The organism is Chryseobacterium pyrolae, assembly GCF_025153485.1.
Classification (GTDB): domain Bacteria; phylum Bacteroidota; class Bacteroidia; order Flavobacteriales; family Weeksellaceae; genus Chryseobacterium; species Chryseobacterium antibioticum.
The window spans coordinates 351,305-374,945 of sequence record NZ_JANZQH010000002.1; the positions used below are offsets into that span (position 1 = coordinate 351,305).

Sequence of the window (23,641 nt, forward strand, 5' to 3'; positions counted from 1 at the left end):
GTTTATTTTTTGTTCCTATGATCTGGAAATAAGTAAATCCAGGGTGTACAAAACATTTGTTTTTATTTAAAAACGAGAATTGTATAGTTATCCCGTGAAGTTTTCGGATAAACCATCCTGATCTGCGCTTTGTCTTTAGAGTAATCAATATAATTTTCACCTGTAAGAATCTTCCCTTTTTCGGTCTGTTTATAACCTGCTGCAAGAATTGTTTTTATATAGACATCATGTTCTTTTTTATCTTTGAACTGAAACTCTATATGGTCCTGAGATTGATCTTCAGTATATTCAAACTTTCCGATTTTATAGGTATAACCCGGGCTGTCGTATTCGTACAGAATAAATGCTGGACTTTCTGTTTTGTCGTAGAAGGTGTACTTCTGCTTTTTAATTTCTGTTTTGAAAGTAGCCATATCAAGCCTGTTGAATGCGGCCAGCTCTTCCAATTTGAATGCCTGCCCGGACATCTGTGAATGCAGAAGGGTAAGAAATAAACTGATCAAAAAGATTTTTAGATTATTCATAGTTTACTTATTCTTTAATGTTATTTTCTTTGATAAAACTTCTATAGTTCTCTTCCCATACCGGAAATTTTTTAAATTCTGCTTTTCTGCTGACAATAATAGCGGCCCCATCACTGAAAAGCTTTTCATCCTTGAGCATTTTCAGACCATCCATGATAGTGAGGGCACCATAAGCATTTTCATTATATCTAACCCTTTCCAGAAGAACATCCTTATTCTGAAGTACGGACTCATTATCTTTCAGTTTTGAGATGAAACGGCTCAAATCAAGATCACCGAGATACTGAAGAGAACTTCTTACGGCTTTCTTATAAACTTCATCAGAGATCTTTTGGGTTCTTTCCAAAAGTTTAACGAGTCTCAGATTACCATCGTAGGTAAGATCATCAGATATGTCGTCTATTATATGATCCATCTCGAATGTATTGAAAGGAATAACTTCAGCTTCTCCCGGTTTCAAAAATCCATCCAACAGAAATCTTGCTGCTTCTTTTTGAGTATGCGTTTTTTCATAGTGATCCAGAATATCAAAAGAGATGATCTTATCCGTTAGCCAAAGATCTGCGAGCAAAGGATAATACAGCGTACATTTTTCCATATAAGTATGCTGATAGATCGTGGAAAGACATCCGTTTCCACAATCTTTGTCTTTGTTTTGTTTCTTTTCAATCTCAATAGCTTTGATCACAATTTCCTTAGCTTCCTCACTGCAAAATCTGGAGAGCGCAAACATCACATGATAATCAGAAGCATCCGAGATATTTTCTTTTATGAATGGTAGAAATTTTGGATCCGGAAACTCTTGAATGGCCGGATAAGCTTGTTTTCCAAAGCTTTTGATCAGTTCTATGTCATTTGGATTTTTATATTTTGCAAGATTCACAAGCAGTATCGGTGATTTTGTATCTATCACCAACTTTCTTATTTTAGTATAGCTATCATTATCCAGCGGTAAGTCATAGGTCAGAGCTTCCAGAAGCTCTGGGTTAATAGGTTTGGCATTTAGAACAATAGCCATCATCTCTTTTTCAAGATTTTCTTTTTCTTTTTCTGAAAAATTATAACCTACTGAAACCGATTCAAAAATATGGATAGACAAAAGATAATCATCCGAAAGACAACCCGTTCTATAAGTCAATTTCTCTTTTGAATAAAGATTCTTCTTAAAAACTTCGAGTATTTTTCCACCTTCTTTTTTCTTAGCCAGAACATCGATGGCTGTTGCTTTTATATAAACATTTTGGCCCTTCTCGGCTAAATATACAAGTTCTTCTGTACTTGTTTCTTTAAACAGTAATTCTTTTACCTTTTTTATTTCCTCGTCATCACTTGAATAGAATAATCTTGTTTTTTCAAGAGGTTTAATGATGGCCGCCGTCCTCTTTGAAACCTGAGAAGTGGCACAGAAAAAGAACAGTAGTAATAACAGACTGATGAGGCTTTTCATGGAATGTTTTTGTTACTCTGTAAATTTAAAAGAATTTTGCTAATGAAGAGCAGAAGGCATACTATTCTTTAAAGCTTCCTGGAAAAGTTTGATCTGGTGAGGTGTAAGATTCTGTAAATAGATCGTCCGTTTTCCATTGGCCAGAAAATCAGGGTAGGATACTAAAACAACAGTATTTTTATTAATACTAAATTCTCTCAGTACCGTAGACTTTTTGTGTTTCTTTTATCAGAAAAAAATATGAGGTTAATGAAACGAGAAGGAATACAATAAAAATCCTTTGAAAATATAAAAACCGAGTTTTGATTCAGAAGAATATCAAAGCTACACCAGCGGATGTTTTTTTTCAAAAAACCCTTTTCTACAACAATTTTTCCACTAATTTTTTTAAACTCCTTGGAGTCAGATTGTTTATATTTAACCATTATTTTTTTATTCTGGAAATAAAAAAAAATACCAGGTATTACTGTTGATACAACACAGATGGGAAGGAAGTAATTAAATATATCAGGCATTGGTAAGAATAAAAATGGCCACTGAATTAGTATTTTTTTGGTTGCTTTACGAATTCTCCTCCTTTATGTGGAAACTGAACATATAATTCTGAAGGTTGTGGAATTTTTACCTTACTTCAGAATTTTGATCCTGCGTAACTTTTTTTTAACTTTGGAACTCTGTTCATTGTATCAAATTTCACTTTCCTTTCTCCTTCCGTCCCAGATCGAAAGTACAATTAATTCAGCTTCTGAAAACTCATAGAATATAAGATAATCTTTAACAATTTTCACCCTTACATTATTGAAAGCCGTTTTCCTTCCAATTAATGGAAATTGCGATAGCAACCTGACATTACTGATGATCAATTTATTTAATTTAATACTGAATGTTTTAGATTGATTTCTGAGAATCCAATATTCAAGAATCTCTTTTCTTTCAATATTGGCTTTATCTGTCCAGACTACTTTTCTCCCAGCCATTCCTCAATATCCTGATTGGCTTTATCCTCTGTAAGATAAGCTGAACTTTTATATTCTGCCTGTGCTTCAGCAATTCTTTCTTTCTGGGATTCCGTAAGAATATATTCATTTTCATTCAATTCAAAATCCAACAGCTTTTGAATCTCCTCAATAATTCTTTTTTCTTGTAACTGACTGATTCTGTTTATCAAATCAGCTTTTAAATCTGCTGTGTTCATCTTGTGTGATTTTAATTCAAATTTAAAAAATATTATTTAAAATCTGTTTAGATCATCGGCAGCCTGAAATAAAAAGTACTTCCTTGATTGGGCGAGCTCTTCACTCCTATTTCGCCATTTTGTTTTTCAATAAAGTTTTTGGAGATAGCCAGTCCCAGTCCGGTCCCGTTCTGATGGTCTCCCGGAACCTGAAAATAGCGATCGAAGATCTGGCGGTGGTATTTTTCATCAATTCCACTTCCGGTATCGGTAATACTGAACTGGATCATAGAGTCTAGTTTTTCCACCAAAATCTGGATATTTTCGTCCTGGAAAGAATGTTTGACCGCATTGGTAAGGAAATTATTCATGACCCACACTGTTTTATCAAAATCTGCAGCAATAAAATCGGTATCACCTACCAGATATGCGGTATTGATCAGAATATTCTTCTGTTCTGCCAGCTTTTCAACATTTTTCACAGCGGTCTGTACCACTTCTTTCGGTGAACATTTCTCAACGGTCAAGCTGATATTTCCGGTTTCTACCTGCGAAAGATTCAATAATTCACCTGTTATATTCAGAAGCCTTTGTCCGTCATCATTAATGCTTTTCAACAGTTCTTTCTGCTGGTCATTCAACGCTCCGAATTTTTGATTTCCGAGAAGCTGCACACCCATTTTTATAGCGGATATAGGTGTTTTGAGCTCGTGTGAAATAGTAGCAATGAAATTGGTTTTAGCAAAATCAAGTTCTTTAAAGGGAGTGATATTCCTAAGAAGGATCACTTTTCCAATATATTTAGTTTCCTTTTCGCCCGTCTTCACAATATTGATGGGAATTATATCCTGTTCAAAATAGTTCTCTTTATGATCACGAACGATCTTAATTGGTTCTTTTACCGGCTGATCAATGTTTTTAAGCAGTTCACGCATCAGATCATTATTAATAGCCACTTCATGCGCTGTTTTACCAATGATTTCTTCTTTACGAAGATTCGTGATCTTCAGTGCTTCATCGTTGATCATGTAGATAAAATGATTTTCATCCAGCCCAATCACTGCATCATGCATATTATTCACCAATGTTTCAATCCTTTTTTTCTCCATTAATTGCTTAGAAAGGCTGCTGCTTTCGTATTCCTGAAGTTTTTCTGCCATGGTATTAAATGAATCTGCGAGACTGTTGAACTCCTCACTGCCTTTGAAATGTACCCTTTCATTATAATTTTTAGCAGCGATTTGCCTGATACTGAACGTCAACTGATTGATAGGTTCCGCAATAGTCTGTGGCAGATTAAAAAGCAGAATAAAAGCGATCAGAAAACAGACTGTTCCCAAACTTACGATCCAGAAAGTGGCATTTTCAGCGGTAATGATAGCAATATCACTTTTTCTTTCAATGCCCTTCATATTCAGAGACATGATCTTGGCAAGATCTTCACGGATCAGTTTCTCCTTTCCTGGAGAAGGCTGTTTCAGGTAGCTGTTGAAATGAAGGTTCAGACTTTGGGTAGCTTCCTTTTCTCCGAATTCAGTCAGGTTTTTTTCCTGCAGTTTATTGTTTTTCTGAAAATCATTCACTGCAATAGCGCTGTCTGTGCTTATTTTATCCAGAGCAAGAAGCATATTTTTGGAAAACTCCAGACTGTTATAATTGGCTGTAAGGATTTTCTCAGTATCGGATTTCAGCTTATTGATATAGACGGATCCGATCACTGACAAGAGAACGATCAGTAAAAATAAAAGACCTACGCCTAAGGTGAGTTTTGTTTTAAGTTTCATTACTTCTACGATAAAATAATAATATCTATCTGCTTTTCATTGAGTCTGTTCATCAGCGTGTAAATCCAGCTATAGCCGGAAAGACGCTGCCAGAGCTCTGCGTGGGGTTTTCCGATGCATACCGTTGTGATATTATGAGCGATCACATACTCCAGAATTCCTTTGTGGACGCTGCTTTCTTTTATGCGAACCACTTTCGCCCCCAATTCCTGTGCTAAATTAAAATTATTAATCAAATACCGCTGTTTGTCGAGAGCAATTTTTTCAGGATTTTCTGACGGCTTCTGAACGTATAGAACCGTCCACTGACTGTTGTAGTAACTCGCCAGACGGGCCGTTTTCCGGATGATATTTTTAGCGATCTTCTCATTACTGCTGATGCAAGCCAGAAATTTTATGGGTTTAAAATTTTCTGTTTTAATCTCTGTTTCGACCTTTCTTTCTACGTGTGCAGCGACTTCTTTTAAAGCAAGTTCCCGAAGTTGCAAAATATGTCCGCTTTGAAAAAAATTGGTAAGCGCAGTTTGAATCTTTTCTTTTTTATAAATTTTTCCTTCTTTCAAACGAGTGAGCAGTTCATCGGCGGTAAGGTCTATATTGACCACCTCATCGGCAAGACTCAAAATTTTATCAGGAACACGTTCTGCCACTTCTATTCCTGTGATATTTTTTACTTCTTCATTCAGGCTTTCAATATGCTGGATATTCATGGCGCTGATGACATTGATCCCGTTATCAAGGATTTCCAGCACATCCTGCCATCTTTTTTTATTTTTTGAACCTTCTACATTCGTATGAGCCAATTCATCCACAAGAACCACCTCGGGATGTTCATTGATAATGGCCTGAAGATCCATTTCTTCCAGACTTTTACCTTTGTAGAAAACTGACCTTCTTGAAATTTCCGGAATTCCATCTGTAAGAGCTACCGTTTCTTCCCGATCGTGGGTTTCTATATACCCGATCTTTACGTCAATGCCGTTACGCAGAAGAGATTGTGCCTCCTGAAGCATGCGGAAAGTTTTTCCCACGCCTGCGCTCATCCCGATATAGATCTTAAATTTTCCTTTCCGGGATTTCTGGATCAATTCTAAAAAATGTTTTGCTGATGACATTGATTTTTTTTGCTTTATTTTTTTTAATACAAAAGGCACAAAAGGTTTATTTTCCAACACTTCAAAATGTATAAGTAAGTTACGATTATTTGGGGCATTTTTTCTTTAACTACCTTGAACCACCTCGTCAAAAATTCTTTGAATTTTCGCCACCCCTCCACGGGAGGGGAATTATCGTCGGTTTGGTTTAATAGTGTCTTTGTTATAACTTTTGGTTTTATAAAAACATACAAATCATAAGGCTTTGTTACTCTCTTGATAAATATTTTTTTATCTCCCGCAGATTACACAGATCTTTAATCATTCGATGGAATAAAAATCTTTGATTTTTTTTAAAACTTATGTGATCTTCTTCTTCAAAAAGCATTTAAACTTCAAATAGCTTAAGCATAAAAAAACTTTTGTGCCTTTTGTGGTAAATTATCTATTTTTCACTCTTCATTATTCACTCTTCACTTTCTAAAACCATGCAGCCAGACTTGTCGTGATAAAGAAATTCCCTTGCTTCATCTCACCATTCTTTACAAAAATGGCATCTTTGGACGTGAAGCCTCTTGCCTCAGTACGGAAAACCACGTTTTTCATAATTGCATAATCTACATTCAGGGAATATCCGAAGGTTTGGAAACCATTGGGTGTTTTGGTACTGATGATCACCCCATTTTTATCATTGTAATATTCAAACCTTCCTGCCAGGGCCCATTTACTGTCGAGCTGGTATTTCATCAATACATTGGGAGTGTACCAGATATTGTAGCTGCTGCTTCCTTTTTCTTTCTGCTCTGCTCCGATATCAAAGCCCAGCAAAGCGGAAAATTGATCTGTCAGCTGAAAACTTCCATAGAGATCATGGAAATAACGCATTCTTTTTTCATCCTTTGATTTGTCGTTTCCGATGAAAGAGCTGCTGTTCAGCGTAATCTTTTCTGTCGGTTTGTAGGTCACCTGGTGCCCGAAAGAAATAGTCTGATTTCCTTCCGGCTTTGCAATACGTTGCCAACCATTCAGCACTAGTCCGCTTACAAACCATTTTCCGCTATCTGATGTATAGGAAACCTTCGCTCCGGTTTCAAAATAAGGCGAATTTTCAGCGGCAAAACTTCTGGTCAGGTTGATATTGTCTTTTCCTATAGCGCTTTCCCAACCGATGTGGGAAGGCATAATTCCGGCATCGATCCACAAGTTTTTGTTCTTTGAAATCTTAATTCCAATATTTGCTTCGTTAACATAACGTAATGCGTCCTGTTCCGCAGCCATATTATCCTGTGCATACGTTCCGGCCATTAAAGCCACATTAGCACGAAGGTTCTCACTTTGGTAATTCGCTTTTACCAATCCTAAATTTAGATTGAGCTCATTATGCCTGTTGTAAGAGTACAAAAAATTCTGACGGAAATGATTGGCAGGTTCATTCAAATCATAAGTGTAGAAAAGTTCTGCATAGGCAGAAAATGTTACTTTATTTTCTGTTTTTAATGAATCTGATGACTGTGCTTTCGGGAAAAAGATCCCGAATAATACGGCACTGGTAATGATATATTTTTTCACGGTAATAGCTAGATTATTTTAATTGATCTAAAGCGATATTAAGCTTCAGCACATTTACTTTTGATGGCCCTAAAAGCCCTAAAAATGGTTTCTCTGTTTGATTTTTCACTAAATCTCTTACTTTTTCCTCAGAAAGATTTCGTACTTCAGCAATTTTCTTTACCTGATACAAAGCGCCTTCTTCAGAAATATCGGGATCGAGACCGCTTCCACTAGCTGTAACCAGCTCTACAGGAACTTTTGTATTCTCCATTCCCGGATGTTCCATTTTTAAAGTGTCTATTCTTTTTTTAACGGTTTCAAGGTATTCTTCGTTACTTGGGCCTTTATTGCTTCCACCGCTTCCTGCTGCATTATAATTAACAGATGATGGACGCCCGTGAAAGTATTTTTCAGATTTAAATTCCTGCCCGATATTCGCGTAAAACTTCTGCCCGCTTTGGGTAATGATCTCAGCATTTCCTTTTGTAGGCAACATTTTTGAGCCTCCGTACACGATAAGCAGATAAATTCCTACGATAGCCAGCATTACAAAAGTGAGTCTGAATGCTGTAACAATATGATTTTTCATTTTTAAAATTTTAATAGAATAAACTAACCACTAAATCAATGATCTTAATACCGATGAAAGGAACAATAACACCACCCAAACCATAAATAAAAAGGTTTCTTCTCAATAATGCACTGGCACCGATCGGTTTGTAGGCAACTCCTTTTAACGCCAGTGGAATAAGGAAAGGAATAATCACGGCATTGAAAATAACGGCTGATAAAATTGCTGTTTCCGGACTGTGAAGATTCATGATATTTAACTTCTGCAGTGATGGAATGAAGGTAATGAACAGTGCAGGAATAATGGCAAAATATTTAGCAACGTCATTCGCAATACTGAAAGTCGTCAATGTTCCGCGGGTCATCAGCAGCTGTTTTCCAATTTCTACAATCTCAATCAGTTTTGTAGGGTCATTGTCAAGGTCTACCATGTTACCGGCTTCTTTTGCGGCCTGTGTTCCACTGTTCATCGCTACCCCCACATCAGCCTGAGCTAATGCCGGAGCATCATTCGTTCCGTCTCCCATCATAGCAACAAGCTTTCCTTCCTGCTGTTCTTTTTTGATGTAGTTCATTTTATCTTCAGGCTTGGCTTCCGCAATGAAATCATCTACACCTGCTTTTTCAGCGATGAATTTTGCAGTCAGAGGATTATCTCCGGTTACCATCACCGTTTTTACCCCCATTTTTCTCAGTCTTTGGAAACGTTCCTGAATTCCTGTTTTAATGATATCCTGAAGTTCGATGACGCCCCAGACTTTTTCATTAACGCTTACAACAAGAGGAGTTCCCCCGTTTTCAGAAATTTTGGTAACAGCATCCTGGGTTTCTTTCGGGAAGATATTCCCGGCTTTTTCAGTCAGTTTTTTTATCGTGTCATACGCTCCTTTTCTGATCCTTGTGTCTTCAAAATCGATTCCTGAGGTTCTCGTTTCTGCTGAGAAATCAATATAGACGGGATTGGGAACAAGAAGATCTTCTGATTTCAGCTGGCTTAGTTCTATAATGGATTTTCCTTCCGGTGTTTCATCCGCTACTGAGCTTAAGGCAGAAGCTTTAATGAAATCCGGTAGTCTGATTCCGTCAGCAGGGTGAAATTCTGTTGCTTTACGGTTTCCGATGGTAATGGTTCCTGTTTTATCAAGAAGCAGTACATCAATATCTCCGGCAGTTTCTACTGCTTTACCGCTTTTAGTAATTACATTCGCTCTCAAAGCTCTGTCCATTCCGGCGATCCCGATTGCAGAAAGCAGACCTCCAATGGTTGTGGGAATCAAACAAACGAAAAGTGATATAAATGCCGCAATGGTAATGGGAGTCTGCGCGTAGTCTGCAAAAGGTTTTAAAGTGAGTGTGACGATAATAAAGGTCAGGGTAAATCCTGCCAAAAGTATAGTTAATGCGATTTCATTAGGTGTTTTCTGTCTTGAAGCTCCTTCCACAAGGGCAATCATTTTATCTAAAAAGGATTCTCCCGGTTTAGTTGTTACCTTCACTTTTATTCTGTCGGAAAGAACTTTTGTTCCGCCCGTTACGGAGCTTTTATCTCCTCCGGATTCACGGATCACGGGCGCACTTTCTCCGGTGATTGCCGATTCATCAATGGTAGCAAGTCCTTCAATAATCTCCCCATCCATCGGGATCTGATCCCCGGTTTCACAAAGGAAAATATCGCCCAGTTTCATTTCAGCAGACATTCTGAGAACGGTTTCTATCTGAAATCCCGGTTTGTTGTCTACCACGACTTTGGCTGGAGTTTCTTCACGCGTTTTTCTAAGCGTATCCGCTTGTGCCTTTCCTCTTGCTTCGGCAATGGCTTCAGCAAAATTGGCGAAAAGAACCGTAAAAAATAAAATAATAAATACGGTAAAGTTATAAGCAAAGCTCCCTTGTGATTTGTCCCCTGTAAGACTGAAAAGACTTACAATAAACATCACCACTGTTCCGACTTCCACCAGGAACATCACGGGATTTTTAAACATGATTTTCGGATTCAGTTTAACGAAGGACTGCTTGATCGCTTCGTTCACCAAATCTTTTTGAAACAATGTCTGTGATTGATTTTTCATTTTTTTGAAAGAGTTATATCATTATAAATCAATGGTAACCATTAAGAAAGAATAAAACTAAAAGGAGTGGAAATGGATAATATATTCAGGTGAATGTTTCGATGAGTTTTAGACTGGTTTCCTGATATTTCAATCCTCCTAATGGTTAACTATTGATTGTAATTTTAATTATTGATACTTAAACCATTAAGAGCTATTTAGAAGTGAAGAAGAATTAAGATTATATTCAAAAGAATATTTTTAAGCCTGTTTCATATTGGGCGTACAGCTTAATATTCTTAACCTCTTTTATCTTCTTAATGGTTCAAAAAATTAATTTTCTTTTTATTTAGAGAAATACTGGATCTGTTCTGCGATAGGTCCCAATGTTAATGCCGGGAAGAAAGACAGCGCCGCAATAAGCAGGATCACCGCCAACGTCATAAAGCCGAAAGTAGCTGTATCCGTTTTCAGAGTTCCTGAACTTTCCGGGATGAATTTTTTCTGTGCCAATAATCCTGCAATTGCTATCGGTCCGATGATGGGAATAAATCTGGATAACAGCAATACAATTCCTGTTGAGATATTCCACCAAGGGGTATTGTCGCCAAGACCTTCAAATCCGGAACCGTTGTTCGCAGAAGAGGAAGTGAATTCATACAACATTTCACTAAACCCATGGAAACCCGGATTATTCAATATTTTTGCTCCGAATTCCGGCAGATAGGCGGTTAACGCTGTTCCTACAAGTATTAAGAACGGATGGAAAAGAGCGACGATCATTGCGATCTTCATTTCTTTAGCTTCAATCTTTTTACCCATGAATTCCGGCGTCCTTCCCACCATCAGACCACTGATAAATACAGCGAGAATGATAAAGATAAAATAATTTAGAATTCCGACACCGCAGCCTCCGTAGAAGCAGTTGATCATCATAGCCAGCAGCTCGTTCATTCCTGAAAGCGGCATCGTGCTGTCATGCATGGAGTTCACAGAACCTGTTGAGATCACTGTCGTTGCAATACTCCAATATCCTGAAGATGCACTTCCGAAACGGATCTCTTTGCCCTCCATCGCTCCAAGGCTACTGTCTGCGCCCATCTGTGTGATGAGAGGATTACCGTTTGTTTCATTGACCACGTTTGGAACGGCAAGTGCCAGGAAACCGACCGTCATTACGATAAAGATCACCCAAGACAGTTTTCTCTTTTTCAGATAAAATCCCAATGCAAAAACCAATGCAAACGGGATGATCATCTGAGTAACCATTTCGGTCATATTTGTCACATAGTTCGGGTTCTCAAGCGGATGTGCTGAGTTGGCTCCGAAGAACCCTCCTCCATTGGTTCCCAAATGCTTGATCGCCACAAAAGCGGCTACAGGACCTCTTGAAACATCAATTTTCTGTCCTTCCAGCGTTGTAATATGATCTTTTCCTTCGAAAGTCATCGGACTTCCATTGGCGGAAAGGATCAGGGCAACAAGGATACTGATTGGAACGAGTATTCTGATCACAGATTTAGTAAAGAAATCATAGAAATTCCCTAATTCTGTCGTTGTTTTCTCTTTAAAAGCTTTGAAAAGAACGGCCATTGCTGCCATTCCGGTGGCTGCAGTTACAAACTGCAGGAACATCAGATAAAGCTGGCTTAAATAGCTCACTCCCGTTTCTCCTGAATAATGCTGAAGGTTACAGTTCACCAAAAAGGAAATAGCCGTATTAAAGGCAAGATCAGGTGACATATTCGGGTTTCCGTCAGGATTTAAGGGAAGCCAGGACTGAGTCATCAGAATCAGGAATCCGATCACGAACCAAACCAGGTTGATCGTCAGCATGGCATACATATTCTGTTTCCAGGTCATCTGACGGTTTGGATTGATCCCCGATATTGTATAAATTAATTTTTCAACAGGTTCAAAAACAGGATCTAAAAAGGTCTTTTTGTACCCGTACACATTAGCAATGTATTTCCCCAGAAATATTCCAATGACTAATGTAATGACAAACATGGCAATAACGCCTAAAATTTCTGTATTCATGACCAGTTAAAATTTTTCAGGTTTCAGCAAAACGTAGCAGATGTACACAAAGGCCAGAATTGAAAGGAAAAATAAACTCCACATATTTTTATATTTTATCAAAAAATTCGACGGATTTGTAAAGAAGCCAGAACATCACTGCAAAAAGCAGGATCAAACTTATAAGCATCATATCGTTATTATTAAGGTTAATAGGGTTAACAGTACGTACGATACCATCAGCAGGCTGAAGCCTGCATGCTCACGTTTTTTGAACGTTTTTCTTGAAATTGTCATTTTTAAAATATTTTATTCATGTCCTATAGGCCAAAAGATGGCCCATTCTGAAAACAAAACACTTAAACAACTAAATAACAACTGCTTAAATCAAATAACTCAACCCTATCAAAACACAAAAGCCTACCATTTTGATAGGCTCGTTTATTGAAATGATAGGGATTGATTAGATGTTAGAGATTAGATGTTAGATTTTAGACATGAGACATGAGACTTTTAGATTAAGACGAGAATTGGAAAACGTTAATGGTGAATTTTGTTTTGCAAGTCAATGGTGAATGAGAGATTCAAAAAACAAGAATTAAGAGTTAAGATTTTAGATGTCAGACATGAGATTTCAGACTCTCAAAATATATGTCTTAATTACTAGCTCCCTTTTACACTCATATACTCTCAAACCCTAAAACTCTCCGACCCTTCAAGCCCTAAAACTCTCAAACTCCGCAACCCATTTACCTCCATCCATATTCTTCCAGCTTACGGTACAGTGTTGCAATGCCGATTTCCAACAGTCTGGCGGCTTCAGCTTTATTTCCTTTCGTATATTGAAGGACTTTTTGGATGTGTATTTTTTCCAGGGATCTCATGCTTAATGAGTCGCTTTCAGGAACAATTTTATCTGAATAATGCGGCAGACTTTCAGCATCCAGAATATTGTCTTCCATTAAAATAAGACTTCTTTCCACAGCGTTTCTAAGCTCACGGATATTTCCCTTCCAGTCGTTTTTTTCCAGTGTTTTAAAATAATCCGGATTGACCTCAAGGTTTGAAAGATGAAGTTTTCGTGAGAAAATATCGATAAAATTTTTGGCCAGCATTTTCAGATCCTCTTTTCTTTCACGCAGCGGTGGAAGATGAATTTCGAATACATTCAGTCGGAAATAGAGATCTTCCCGGAATTGGCCTTGCTTTATTTCATGCTCCAGATCTCTGTTGGTCGCAGCAATCAGTCTGAAATCTGATCTTGAAACTTTCGTTTCACCCATTTTGATAAACTCTCCGGTTTCTAGGACACGAAGCAGTTTGGCCTGCAGCTCTATTGGCATCTCTCCTATTTCATCCAGAAATAATGTTCCTCCATTAGCTTCTTCGATCAGCCCTTTTTTATCCTTTACAGCACCCGTAAAAGCGCCTTGTTTATGTCCGAAAAGTTCACTTTCCAGTATTTCTTTACTGAACGCAGAACAGTTGATGGCTACAAAATTATTTTTCTTTCTATCGCTTCCTTCGTGGATAGCATTGGCGAAAACTTCTTTTCCGGTTCCTGTTTCTCCGGTCAGAAGTACGGCGGCATCCGTTAAAGCTACTTTTTCAGCAAGCTTTTTAGACTGAAGAATCAAAGGAGAAGTTCCTATGATCTGTCCGAATCCTTTTGATATGGTTGTTTTTTGAACAATTTTAGAACGGTTATCCTTTACTTTTTCTAATGCCTTATACACCAACGGAATGATTTTCTCATTGTCGTCTCCTTTCACCAGATAATCATATGCCCCGTTTTTCATAGCCTGGACCGCATCGGTAATATTCCCGAAAGCTGTCATCAGAATAATTTCCTGATGTGGATATTTGGTTTTGATGGAGCGTACGAGTTCTACCCCAAAAGCGTCGGGAAGCCGGACATCACATAAAACGACATCAAATTCATGCTGCTCGAGCATGGTCATTGCAGAACGTGCTGTAGAAGATTCTTTGACATTAAAATTTTCTTGGGAAAGGATCATCCCCAGTAGTTTAAGGAGCTTGATCTCATCATCGATGATCAGAATGTTTCCGGACATAGTGGTTGTTTTTGGAAAACCTGATGCAAACTTATTGAATTTTTTGAGCAAATGAACAGGAGTTGGATGAAATTTAATCTGAACCTGCGTCAAAAAGTAATGGAAGCTGGAAGAGGGAGGATGGAAGTTACTATTGGACATTCATTCTTAACCAGCTACTTTAAATTTGATGGAGTAATTTTTTAAATTAATAAAGCTTGCTCTGCAGTTATACTTTCGTACCTCAATAACTTCCCTTTTCCTGACCTATTCGTTCCTACAAATCGAAACTATAGATGTAATAGTAACAAAAACACACCGAAACTTTCTTTGATTGCTTACATTTGTAGTTCATTCGGATCTAAAAGAATGAAATGAGTTAGCTTATGATTGACAAGAGATACAGAGAAACGGTTCATACAGATAAAAACAACTACGAATATACTACAGTAACCCATGATGAAAATAAGGTAAGAATTTATACGCTGAAGAATGGCTTAAAGGTTTTTCTTGCCCAAAATTTTGATGCACCCAGGATACAGACGTATATTCCTGTGAGAACGGGGAGCAATAATGATCCTTCTGACAATACGGGTTTGGCACATTATCTTGAACACATGATGTTTAAAGGAACTTCGAAGATCGGAACGCAGAACTGGGAAAAGGAAAAGGAACTTCTTGATCAGATTTCAGCTTTATATGAAGATCACAAAGCGGAACAGAATCCTGAAAAGAAAAAGGAGATCTATAAAAAAATAGATGAAGTATCCCAGGAGGCAAGCCAGTATGCCATCGCCAATGAATATGACAAAGTAATCTCTTCACTGGGCGCCAGCGGAACGAATGCCCATACCTGGTTTGATGAGACGGTTTATAAAAATAATGTTCCGAACAATGAGCTTGAAAAATGGCTTAAAATAGAAAAGGAAAGATTTTCAGAGGTTGTCCTCCGACTTTTCCATACGGAGCTGGAATCTGTATATGAGGAGTTTAACAGAGCTCAGGATAATGATTCAAGGCTGGTCAATTATGAATTGATGGATGCTCTTTTTCCTACCCACCCGAATGGTCAGCAAACGACCATCGGAAAACCGGAACACCTGAAAAACCCTTCCATGAAGGCTATTCATAAGTATTTTGATGAATATTACGTTCCAAATAATTATGCGATGGTTTTGGTGGGTGATCTGGATTTCGAGGAAACGATTCAGCTTGTTAATCAATATTTTGGAACGATTCCTTACCGGGAACTTCCGAAAAAGACGCCTGTCATTGAACAGCCATTAACGGAAATTATAAAAAGAACCGTAAAAAGTCCTACGACTCCAAGAGTTCAGCTGGCCTGGAGAACAGACAGCTATGGAACCCGGGAAGCTATGCTGGCTGATATTACAGCCAATATTCTCAGCAACAGAGGGGAAGCGGGATTGCTTGACCTTAATATCAATCAAACCCAAAGGATGCTTTGGGCGCAGGCTTTTTCTGTAGGTCTAAAGCAATACGGATATTTTTCTATTGTAGCTGTTCCAAAGGAAACACAGACGATGGACGAAGCAAAAGAAATGGTTCTGGAGCAGATAGAGCTGATCAAAAAGGGAGACTTTCCGGACTGGATTCTTCCTGCGATCGTCAATGATTTTAAACTTCAACGTCTGAAAGGCCTTGAAACAGCAGATGGACTGGCTACGAATCTGTATGATACGTACATCAAAGGAAGATCCTGGGAGCAAGAACTAAATGAAATGGATGAGTATGAAAGCTTCACCAAAGAAGAGGTTATAGATTTTGCCAATACTTTTTTTAAAGACAATTATGTTGAAGTTTACAAAGAGAAAGGTGTTAATGACCAATTGGTAAGAGTTGAAAATCCTGGAATTACTCCGATTAAGATCAACCGTGAAGCACAGTCTGATTTTTTAAAAGAAATTATCGAAGAAAAAACGGAAGATATACAGCCGGAATTCATTGATTACGAGAAGGAAATCCTTACGGATACCATCAAGGATAAAAAGCTGAGCTTCGTTCATAATAAATACAATGATATTGCACAGGTTCACTTTATTTTTCCTTTTGGAGGTGATCATGACAGGGATCTTGGAATTTCCACGCAGCTCCTTCAGTATCTTGGAACTGAAGATCTTTCGCCTGAGGATTTAAAACAGGAGTTCTTTAAGATTGGGGTCAGCAATGATTTTAAAACCACCAATGATCAGCTTCTGATCTCACTGAGCGGGCTGGAAGAAAATATCGAAAAAGGGATTGCCCTTCTTCAGCACTGGATGTATGAAGTAAAACCGGATCAGGAGATCTACAAACAGTTTATAGAAACTGTTTTGGAAAACCGTCAGGCTTCCAAAAAAGATAAAAACCGGATCATGACTGCCCTTACCAATTACACAAAACTGGGCAGCTTCTCCCGTTATACGGATATTATTTCGCAAGAGGAACTTGAAAGCAGCCATGCAGAGGTTTTTACAGACCGAATGAAAAAGCTTTTCAAATATCCATATCAGGTGTTTTTCTATGGAAAAAATCTTGAAAACTTCAAACAGTATATTGGAAAATATGTAGAAGATGCAAGTTTCCAGATTCCTGAGCCAAAGCAATATCCTGAACCCGAAACCAACGGAAATGTCTATTTCACAGATTACGATATGGTACAGATGGAAATGAGCAAAGTAGGAAGAGGACATGAGGTAAACACTTCAAATTTCGGAAAGATCAATGTCTTTAATGAATATTTCGGAAGAGGACTTTCTTCTATCGTTTTCCAGGAGATCCGTGAAAGCAAAAGTTTAGCCTATTCAGCTTACGTTTCTTATGCCGCCAATTCTGAACTGGGACATCCGGATTATATCACAACATACATCGGAACCCAGCCAGATAAGCTTCGGACTGCGGTAAGCACGATGAGCGAGCTGATGGACGAACTTCCTGAAGTTCCAATCCAGTTTGAAAATGCCAGAAATGCAGCATTGAAACAAATTGCTTCCACCAGAATTACCCGAAACAATATATTTTTCAACACATTGCGTTTGAAAAAACTGAACATCTACCATGATTTCAGAAAAGACATCTACGGACAGATCGAAAATCTGACCTTTGAAGATGTGAAGAAATTCTATCAGATAGAGATCAAGCCGTTACATTTTAACACCGCTATTATCGGCAAGAAAGAAAACCTGGATATGGAGGCCGTCAACGAGATGGGCCAATTCAAAGAATTAAGCTTGACAGATATTTTCGGACATTAATTCAACATCATATCAATAAAAAATTCGGGAAATATTTCCCGAATTTTTTATTGATACCTGGAGAAAGAATTTCTCAGAATTTCTTTTGCATTTTTTTCTGTATTTTGATAAGAATAAAAACCGTAAATGGTATCAAAATTTATATTTTCAAAACGTTTTTGAATCCTTTTAATTTCGCTCAATGGCAGCGGAATCCGGTTGGGGTAGCTTCTCATAATGGCGTAATGTTTTAAAGACGGAGCCAGGTACATGGTATCCCCTATTAATAATGTTCCTCCTTCACTCATCCAGGGGATTTCAATGATGGAGCTTCCATCAAAATGTCCGCCTATATTATGTAGTTTCAAAGCATCCCAAAGTTCCATTTCTTCAGTACTCCAGTATTCTACAGCGTTCCCACCATTTACTACCCATTCTTTATCTTTTTCATGGATAAGAATTTTGCAGTCAAAAGTCTCCGCCCACATTTTCATAATCGAATAGTAATGAGGGTGTGAAAGGGCAATATTTTTTAGTCCTCCCTTTGATTTAATAAACTCAATAACACCTTCATCTATTAAAGGAATACAGTCCCACATCAGATTTCCATTTTCAGAAATTATAAAAAGGGCACGCTGGCCAATAGAAAATCTGGGATTTACCGTAAACTCATACAGGTTATCGTTTATTTTTTTGATTTTGACGCTGTGCTTTTCCAACAGCTTTTCATGAGTAGTCCAGGATTGTCCGCTTTCCGGAACAGACTGTCGCTCATCTTCACAAATTATACATATATTTCCTGGATAATTGTCTGGATATTGTGTACCGCATTCTGTACACATTCTGAGAGTGTTATTATTCATAAGAAGCTTTTTCTAAAATTACATAGATTCAAACATTTAAAATTTAATTTTCAAGAGATAAAATCTATATCTATTTTAAAATGGGGTTTCTTATTTAAGTCATCATACAGTCGCCATCTCCATCCTGATATTCCGGATCAAAGCCTTTCGGAAGATGTTCGATAAGCTGTTTGTGGAAGAGGTATCTTCTTTCAAAATCACGTTTGTAGATCTTAGGGAAAGTTTTAGATTCTTCCAATTTTTTATTGAGTTCTTGCTGATAACTCGTTAGGGTTTTCACTTTATTCTTGACGATAAAGTAGCTTAGAAAATCAATGAAATGGTCTAAACCAGGAACTTCTGAAAACAGATAAGGGATCTTAAGGTTTCCGTCCCTGAGCTGGAGCAGTGAGCAAGCGCTCAATGCATTATGGGCATCATATACTTTAACCCAAACATACTTGAAAACCTCAGCATAACTTGAAAAAAGATATTTTTCTTCTTTCTTTTTACTTTGAATAACCCAGGGATTTTTTATAAATACATTGATCTCATCGGCATTTCGTCTGCTCCGGAATTTTGACATCCATTCTGAACTTTCGGTATCGATATGATCAAGGATCTCAAATCTGAGGCTGGGCTTTTTTATGGATGAATTTTTTACAGTAATCAAAGAATTCGCTGCGGCATCCGTCAATTGAAAAACAGGTTTTACAGACTTCAGTCCGGGTTTTTTCGCAGGAATAATGTAAGCTGCATCTGAACGGAAATAATATCTTTTTCCTGACTTTGGAAAAGCATATTGAAAAACGCCCAGCATATTGTACAGGGATTCTGCTTCTTTCGTGAATTCGGTTGCGATGATATTCCCGTCATATTCCTCAAACATTTTGTTCAACAATGTTTTTGCAATTCTTTTTCCACGGAATTCTTCACTCACATACAATGTACTCAACCACGCATAGTGGAATATTTTCCCGTCTATCAGATAATTATCGGGAAAACACCCTACATATCCGGCTAACTTTCCGTCATAAAATGCCAGAACTAAAAGGGTCTGATTATCCAGAGCTTTCAGGTTTCTGATATGGGATTTTGCCCGGTGTTCTGAAATAGGAAGAAAGTCAAAATTGCTGAAATCCCCTGATGAAACAAAATCGTCAAGTTCTTTTTTATTCAATGTCTTCAACTCCATCATCTTCTCACTATTTTATTTTTGTTTATGATCTTTTTCAGTCTGAAATAGGCGGTTTCTTTTTTTAAAGTTTTTTCTCCACTTTCGCCCATTTCCATTGGAATTCTGTGGAAAAGCCGATCGATACTGTCAAATTTTACCCCTGCACTTCCAAAACAGCAGAATATCTCCTTGTTTTTAAACAGCTCATCAAAAAAATCTTTCTTCACGCCAAAGTCTGTGAACGGAAACGCAAAACTGTCGTACATCAAATTATTTTCTTTTAAATAGTTAAAGGTAAGTTTTGTACTTTCCATCTGTTCCTGCAAAGATAATTCGTTGTATTTGGGATGATCCCAGCTGTGAGAAGAAATGCCGTAGCCTTTCTGAGTCAGTATTTTTAATTGATCGGTTGTCAGATAAGGACTATGTTCTTTTAAGTAGGCTTTACAGTCAATTTCAAATTTTTCGGTGAGCTTATCAAGGATCTCTCTTTTATGATAATTGATCTTTAATATCTGCTGTTTAAGCTGTTCTTTTGTCGGATTCTCCAATGAAAGTATCCTGAAAACCTCAGAATCTATCTTTTGGGTCTTTTCTACTTCGTCGATGATTAAGCTGGCCTTACATCTGAACATCAGTTCCTGATTATCAATAAAAGCCGGATTTATAAAATTGCAGGCATAGATTCCCTTCCGCTCCAGAATAGGAATTACGGTCTCGTAAAACTCCCTGAAACCGTCATCAAAAGTCAGCAGAGCTATCTTTTTTTTAGGCTTAAAATTGCCACTGACAAAGTCTTTGAACTCTGACCAGCTGACCCACTGAAAATGTTTTGAAAGGCAATCCAGATCTTCTTCAAACTGCTTTGTATTTTTATATTGAATGATGTGTCTGATGTGTGGTAAATTTTCATCAGAAACACAATGATAGACAGGCAGACAGTAATCCATCGGGAAAGATTTCCCCAGATTTTCCGTTTCAAAAGCAGCCAGTAAACTGATGATCTTATCTTTCATCTCTGTTAAATAAAAAAAGAATCTATTTAAATGATATTCAAATAGATTCTTAAAGGTATTACTTTTATGTATTATTTTATCACCTTCATTTCGTCGATAAGCCATTTTGAATCGGCAAATTTTTCGATAATGAAGAGAATATATTTGGTATCTACCATAATGTTTCGGCTGAAACGCGGGTCGTAATTGATATCACTCATGGTTCCCTCCCACTGTCTGTCGAAGTTCAGGCCTACAAGATTTCCGTTGGCATCAAGAGCCGGGCTCCCTGAGTTTCCTCCTGTGGTGTGGTTGGTAGCCGTAAATCCTACCGGAACATCTCCCGTTTTGTCTTTGTAGTTTCCGTAATCTTTTTTGTTGTAAAGATCGATCAGCTTTTTAGGAACATCAAATTCATAATCTCCGGGAACATATTTTTCCATCACTCCTGCAAGATGCGTTTGATAACCATAAGAAACAGCATCTCTAGGTGTAGAACCCTTTACTTTTCCGTAGGTAACACGAAGTGTAGAGTTGGCATCAGGGAAGAATTTTCTGTCTTTATCCGTTGCCATCTGCTGCGCCATGAATTTCTTCTGAAGGTCATCAATTTTCCCCTGAAGAGAAGTAAACTGAGGATCTGCCGTTTTCATATAGGTTTCTTTCATTGAAGCATACAGCTGATAAATAGGATCTTTTTTCAACGTCTTGATCAGCTTGTCCTGGTTGGAGAATGCTTTTTCAATATCTCCTGTAAGAGCTGCTCCGTTTACCTGTGCTCTTCCTGTGACGATTGAATTTTTAGACATCTCCTCGATCATCGGGATATTCTGATTTTCGTCTTTATACTTATTGAATCCCGCAGGTAAGAATTGTGGTGCCGTTTTATTAGCGTATAAGGCCAGTAATTTCGCTGTTACCTTAGCATCAAGCTCTGCACTGTAGTCTTTGTAGAATGAGGTTACTTTTGATTTTAATTTGGTAAGCTCTTTTTCTTCCATTTTCCCGGATTCCACAGAAGCTATATAATCGTAGTAATCGCCAGCCAGTTTCAGGGTTTCAGCATTTCTTACAACCTCTGTATAATAGGCATTGTTCAATGCATAAGGAGCCTGATCATTGTACAGTTTATTCAACTGGTCCAAAGTCGTTTTGATCTCAGGGTTTTTAGCGACAAGAGAACCTTCATACATTACTTTTTTCTCGACTGCATTGGATTTTTTTAACCCTTCCACTTCACCGATCCATTTTTTCCAGTAATTAGCTACTGAAGCGTATTTTGAAGCATATTTGATACGTGTTTCGCTGTCTACACGCATTTTTTCGTCTAATGTTTTAAGGGCTACATCACGAACAGCAATTCTTGCAGGATCAATATCTGTCATGATTTTCTCTACCGCTACTGCAGGAAGATATTCCGTAGTTTTTCCCGGGAATCCGAATACGAATGTGAAATCGTTTTCAGCTTTATCTTTGATAGAAACCGGCAGGTAATGTTTTGGAACGTAAGGGATATTGTCTTTTGAATATTCCGCAGGCTTGTTGTCTTTACCCGCATAAATTCTGAACATAGAGAAATCTCCGGTATGTCTTGGCCAAACCCAGTTGTCTGTATCGCTACCGAATTTCCCAATGCTTTGAGGTGGTGCCCCAACCAAACGGATATCTTTGTAGGTTTCGGTAGTAAACGCGTAAAATTTGTTACCATAATACATTGATTTTACAATGATCGACTGGTAAGATTCTATTTTCTGAGAGTTTTTATAAACCTCGATATTTTTATTGATCTTTTTAGTTAGTTCAGGCTCCACCAGGTTGTCTGTTCCTTCTAAAATATGATCAGTCACTTCTTTGATGTCTACAATGAAATCTACTTTCACCCCCGGATTCGGAAGTTCACCGTCCGGATTCTTAGCCCAGAATCCATTGGAAAGAAGATCATTCTGAACCGTAGAATGTGCCTGAATCTGCCCGTATCCACAGTGGTGGTTGGTCAGTAGCAAACCTTTAGGCGAGATGATCTCGGCAGTACATCCACCGTTAAACTGTACAACAGCATCCTTTATGCTCGGCTTCTGAGTATTGAAAATGTCTTTGGCAGAGATCTTCATTCCCAAATCCTTCATTTCCTTCTCATTCAACTCTGTCGGAATCCACATTCCTCCATATTGTTGTGCGAACGCCATAGCAGCCGGCAAAATAAATACGGATAAAAGTATCTTTTTTGTCATAATCAAAATTTTGCCCCAATTTACAAAGAATATTATACATATGCCTTACATGGACAGTGAAATATGGGGTTGAAATTCAAGATTTCAGATTCAAGAAACAAGAGCCAAGAATCAAGATTTTTAGATGCCAGATAGTAGCCATCAGATTTCAGACATGAGATTTGAGACTTTAAGTTATTGATTCAATAATTTCCCAACTATTTAGAATAGAAAACGTCAATAATTAACACCGAATTCATTCACTCTAAAACCCCAGTACTCTCAAACTCTACGATCTCGCATCTTTAAACTCGAAACTCGTATTCCATATCCCCAAACCCCTTCACTGGCTCAGTTTTTGTTTCAAATACAGCACTTAAGTATTAATATATCTAAATTATTTCATTATGATGAATAACAAAATGTTCATTCTCGGAATTGCATCAGCTGTCTTTTTAGCATCTTGTAATCCAAAAGAAAAAACAACTGAAACGACTGACACCACCACAGATTCTGCCGCTGTAGCAACCACACCATCAGACAGCATTACAAAAGCCACTCCTACCGCTGCAGGTGATACTTCAGAAAATGCACTGGATTGGCCGGGTACTTATGAAGCTGTGGTTCCATGTGCAGACTGCCCGGGAATTAAGACTTCTCTTACTTTAAATAATGACAAAACCTTCAGTATCACGGAAGAATATATTGAAAGGAATTCAAAAAATCAGGATAAAGGAACTTTTGAATGGGACGCTTCGGGAAGCTCAATTACACTGAAAGGAAAAACTGCCAGTTACAAATATAAAGTAGGCGAAAACATTCTTATACAACTTGATATGGACGGCCAGGAAATTACCGGTCCCAACAAGGATCTGTATGTTTTCAAGAAAAAATAAAGGCTCAGGCCTTTATTTTTTTT

Annotated in this window: 17 protein-coding genes; 2 read left to right on the forward strand and 15 right to left on the reverse strand. The window is 37.8% G+C overall.

The genetic code is table 11. The annotated features are described in order from the left end of the window. Positions 1-62 precede the first annotated feature (62 nt). The 11 genes from NZD88_RS04920 to NZD88_RS04970 form a co-directional block, all read right to left on the reverse strand. Complete coding sequence (locus NZD88_RS04920; protein WP_259827862.1) at positions 63-524, reverse strand: hypothetical protein; 462 nt, start codon at positions 522-524, stop codon at positions 63-65. A gap of 7 nt (positions 525-531) precedes the next feature. Continuing rightward, the gene (locus tag NZD88_RS04925; protein WP_259827863.1) at positions 532-1,971 is read right to left on the reverse strand and encodes a hypothetical protein; all 1,440 of its coding nucleotides are present in this window, start codon (positions 1,969-1,971) and stop codon (positions 532-534) included. 686 nt (positions 1,972-2,657) lie between these two features. Beyond that, the gene (locus tag NZD88_RS04930) at positions 2,658-2,948 is read right to left on the reverse strand and encodes a type II toxin-antitoxin system RelE/ParE family toxin (protein ID WP_259827864.1); all 291 of its coding nucleotides are present in this window, start codon (positions 2,946-2,948) and stop codon (positions 2,658-2,660) included. Further along, a complete protein-coding gene (locus NZD88_RS04935) occupies positions 2,930-3,166 on the reverse strand; it encodes a hypothetical protein (protein ID WP_259827866.1) in 237 nt (78 codons plus the stop codon). Before NZD88_RS04935 ends, NZD88_RS04930 begins: the two co-directional genes overlap by 19 nt. A 47-nt stretch (positions 3,167-3,213) precedes the next feature. Beyond that, on the reverse strand, positions 3,214-4,929 hold the full coding sequence (locus tag NZD88_RS04940) for a HAMP domain-containing sensor histidine kinase (RefSeq protein ID WP_259827867.1): 1,716 nt from the start codon (positions 4,927-4,929) through the stop codon (positions 3,214-3,216). Positions 4,930-4,934: 5 nt separating this feature from the next. Continuing rightward, positions 4,935-6,044: a sensor protein KdpD gene (locus tag NZD88_RS04945; protein ID WP_169234303.1), complete on the reverse strand. Its 1,110-nt coding sequence runs from the start codon at positions 6,042-6,044 to the stop codon at positions 4,935-4,937. Positions 6,045-6,503: 459 nt separating this feature from the next. After that, on the reverse strand, positions 6,504-7,592 hold the full coding sequence (locus tag NZD88_RS04950) for a porin (protein ID WP_259827870.1): 1,089 nt from the start codon (positions 7,590-7,592) through the stop codon (positions 6,504-6,506). A gap of 13 nt (positions 7,593-7,605) precedes the next feature. Next, entirely contained in the window at positions 7,606-8,163 is a 558-nt protein-coding gene (kdpC, locus tag NZD88_RS04955) for a K(+)-transporting ATPase subunit C (RefSeq protein WP_259827871.1), read from the reverse strand. Between the two features lie 10 nt (positions 8,164-8,173). Further along, on the reverse strand, positions 8,174-10,213 hold the full coding sequence (gene kdpB / locus NZD88_RS04960) for a potassium-transporting ATPase subunit KdpB (RefSeq protein ID WP_259827872.1): 2,040 nt from the start codon (positions 10,211-10,213) through the stop codon (positions 8,174-8,176). A 324-nt stretch (positions 10,214-10,537) separates the two neighbouring features. Continuing rightward, a complete protein-coding gene (gene kdpA / locus NZD88_RS04965) occupies positions 10,538-12,232 on the reverse strand; it encodes a potassium-transporting ATPase subunit KdpA (RefSeq protein WP_259827873.1) in 1,695 nt (564 codons plus the stop codon). Between the two features lie 728 nt (positions 12,233-12,960). Beyond that, a complete protein-coding gene (locus NZD88_RS04970; protein ID WP_259827874.1) occupies positions 12,961-14,286 on the reverse strand; it encodes a sigma-54-dependent transcriptional regulator in 1,326 nt (441 codons plus the stop codon). 365 nt (positions 14,287-14,651) lie between these two features. Here NZD88_RS04970 and NZD88_RS04975 point away from each other — a divergent pair, with 365 nt between their 5' ends. After that, positions 14,652-17,519 (forward strand): M16 family metallopeptidase, encoded by a 2,868-nt coding sequence (locus NZD88_RS04975; protein WP_259827876.1) that lies wholly within the window; start codon positions 14,652-14,654, stop codon positions 17,517-17,519. Between the two features lie 47 nt (positions 17,520-17,566). Here NZD88_RS04975 and NZD88_RS04980 read toward each other — a convergent pair whose 3' ends face one another. From NZD88_RS04980 to NZD88_RS04995, 4 genes are all read right to left on the reverse strand, one after another. Beyond that, on the reverse strand, positions 17,567-18,361 hold the full coding sequence (locus tag NZD88_RS04980; RefSeq protein WP_259827878.1) for an MBL fold metallo-hydrolase: 795 nt from the start codon (positions 18,359-18,361) through the stop codon (positions 17,567-17,569). Positions 18,362-18,455: 94 nt separating this feature from the next. Beyond that, on the reverse strand, positions 18,456-19,538 hold the full coding sequence (locus NZD88_RS04985; RefSeq protein ID WP_259827879.1) for a GNAT family N-acetyltransferase: 1,083 nt from the start codon (positions 19,536-19,538) through the stop codon (positions 18,456-18,458). After that, the gene (locus tag NZD88_RS04990) at positions 19,535-20,533 is read right to left on the reverse strand and encodes a polysaccharide deacetylase family protein (protein WP_259827880.1); all 999 of its coding nucleotides are present in this window, start codon (positions 20,531-20,533) and stop codon (positions 19,535-19,537) included. The genes NZD88_RS04985 and NZD88_RS04990 overlap by 4 nt, the downstream gene beginning before the upstream one ends. A 71-nt stretch (positions 20,534-20,604) precedes the next feature. Then, complete coding sequence (locus NZD88_RS04995) at positions 20,605-22,743, reverse strand: S46 family peptidase (RefSeq protein ID WP_259827881.1); 2,139 nt, start codon at positions 22,741-22,743, stop codon at positions 20,605-20,607. Between the two features lie 386 nt (positions 22,744-23,129). On the opposite strand from NZD88_RS04995, the gene NZD88_RS05000 reads away from it, so the two are divergent. Continuing rightward, positions 23,130-23,618, forward strand: a complete 489-nt coding sequence (locus NZD88_RS05000; RefSeq protein ID WP_259827883.1) for a copper resistance protein NlpE — start codon at positions 23,130-23,132, stop codon at positions 23,616-23,618. The last annotated feature ends 23 nt before the right edge of the window (positions 23,619-23,641 follow it).

Excerpts from the sequence above, each read along its gene's own strand:
- NZD88_RS04920 (WP_259827862.1), bottom strand. The coding sequence starts at position 524 with ATGAATAATCTAAAAATCTTTTTGATCAGTTTATTTCTTACCCTTCTG.
- NZD88_RS04925 (WP_259827863.1), bottom strand. The coding sequence starts at position 1,971 with ATGAAAAGCCTCATCAGTCTGTTATTACTACTGTTCTTTTTCTGTGCC.
- NZD88_RS04930 (WP_259827864.1), bottom strand. The coding sequence starts at position 2,948 with ATGGCTGGGAGAAAAGTAGTCTGGACAGATAAAGCCAATATTGAAAGA.
- NZD88_RS04935 (WP_259827866.1), bottom strand. The coding sequence starts at position 3,166 with ATGAACACAGCAGATTTAAAAGCTGATTTGATAAACAGAATCAGTCAG.
- NZD88_RS04940 (WP_259827867.1), bottom strand. The coding sequence starts at position 4,929 with ATGAAACTTAAAACAAAACTCACCTTAGGCGTAGGTCTTTTATTTTTA.
- NZD88_RS04945 (WP_169234303.1), bottom strand. The coding sequence starts at position 6,044 with ATGTCATCAGCAAAACATTTTTTAGAATTGATCCAGAAATCCCGGAAA.
- kdpC (WP_259827871.1), bottom strand. The coding sequence starts at position 8,163 with ATGAAAAATCATATTGTTACAGCATTCAGACTCACTTTTGTAATGCTG.
- kdpB (WP_259827872.1), bottom strand. The coding sequence starts at position 10,213 with ATGAAAAATCAATCACAGACATTGTTTCAAAAAGATTTGGTGAACGAA.
- kdpA (WP_259827873.1), bottom strand. The coding sequence starts at position 12,232 with ATGAATACAGAAATTTTAGGCGTTATTGCCATGTTTGTCATTACATTA.
- NZD88_RS04970 (WP_259827874.1), bottom strand. The coding sequence starts at position 14,286 with ATGTCCGGAAACATTCTGATCATCGATGATGAGATCAAGCTCCTTAAA.
- NZD88_RS04975 (WP_259827876.1), top strand. The coding sequence starts at position 14,652 with ATGATTGACAAGAGATACAGAGAAACGGTTCATACAGATAAAAACAAC.
- NZD88_RS04980 (WP_259827878.1), bottom strand. The coding sequence starts at position 18,361 with ATGAATAATAACACTCTCAGAATGTGTACAGAATGCGGTACACAATAT.
- NZD88_RS04985 (WP_259827879.1), bottom strand. The coding sequence starts at position 19,538 with ATGATGGAGTTGAAGACATTGAATAAAAAAGAACTTGACGATTTTGTT.
- NZD88_RS04990 (WP_259827880.1), bottom strand. The coding sequence starts at position 20,533 with ATGAAAGATAAGATCATCAGTTTACTGGCTGCTTTTGAAACGGAAAAT.
- NZD88_RS04995 (WP_259827881.1), bottom strand. The coding sequence starts at position 22,743 with ATGACAAAAAAGATACTTTTATCCGTATTTATTTTGCCGGCTGCTATG.
- NZD88_RS05000 (WP_259827883.1), top strand. The coding sequence starts at position 23,130 with ATGATGAATAACAAAATGTTCATTCTCGGAATTGCATCAGCTGTCTTT.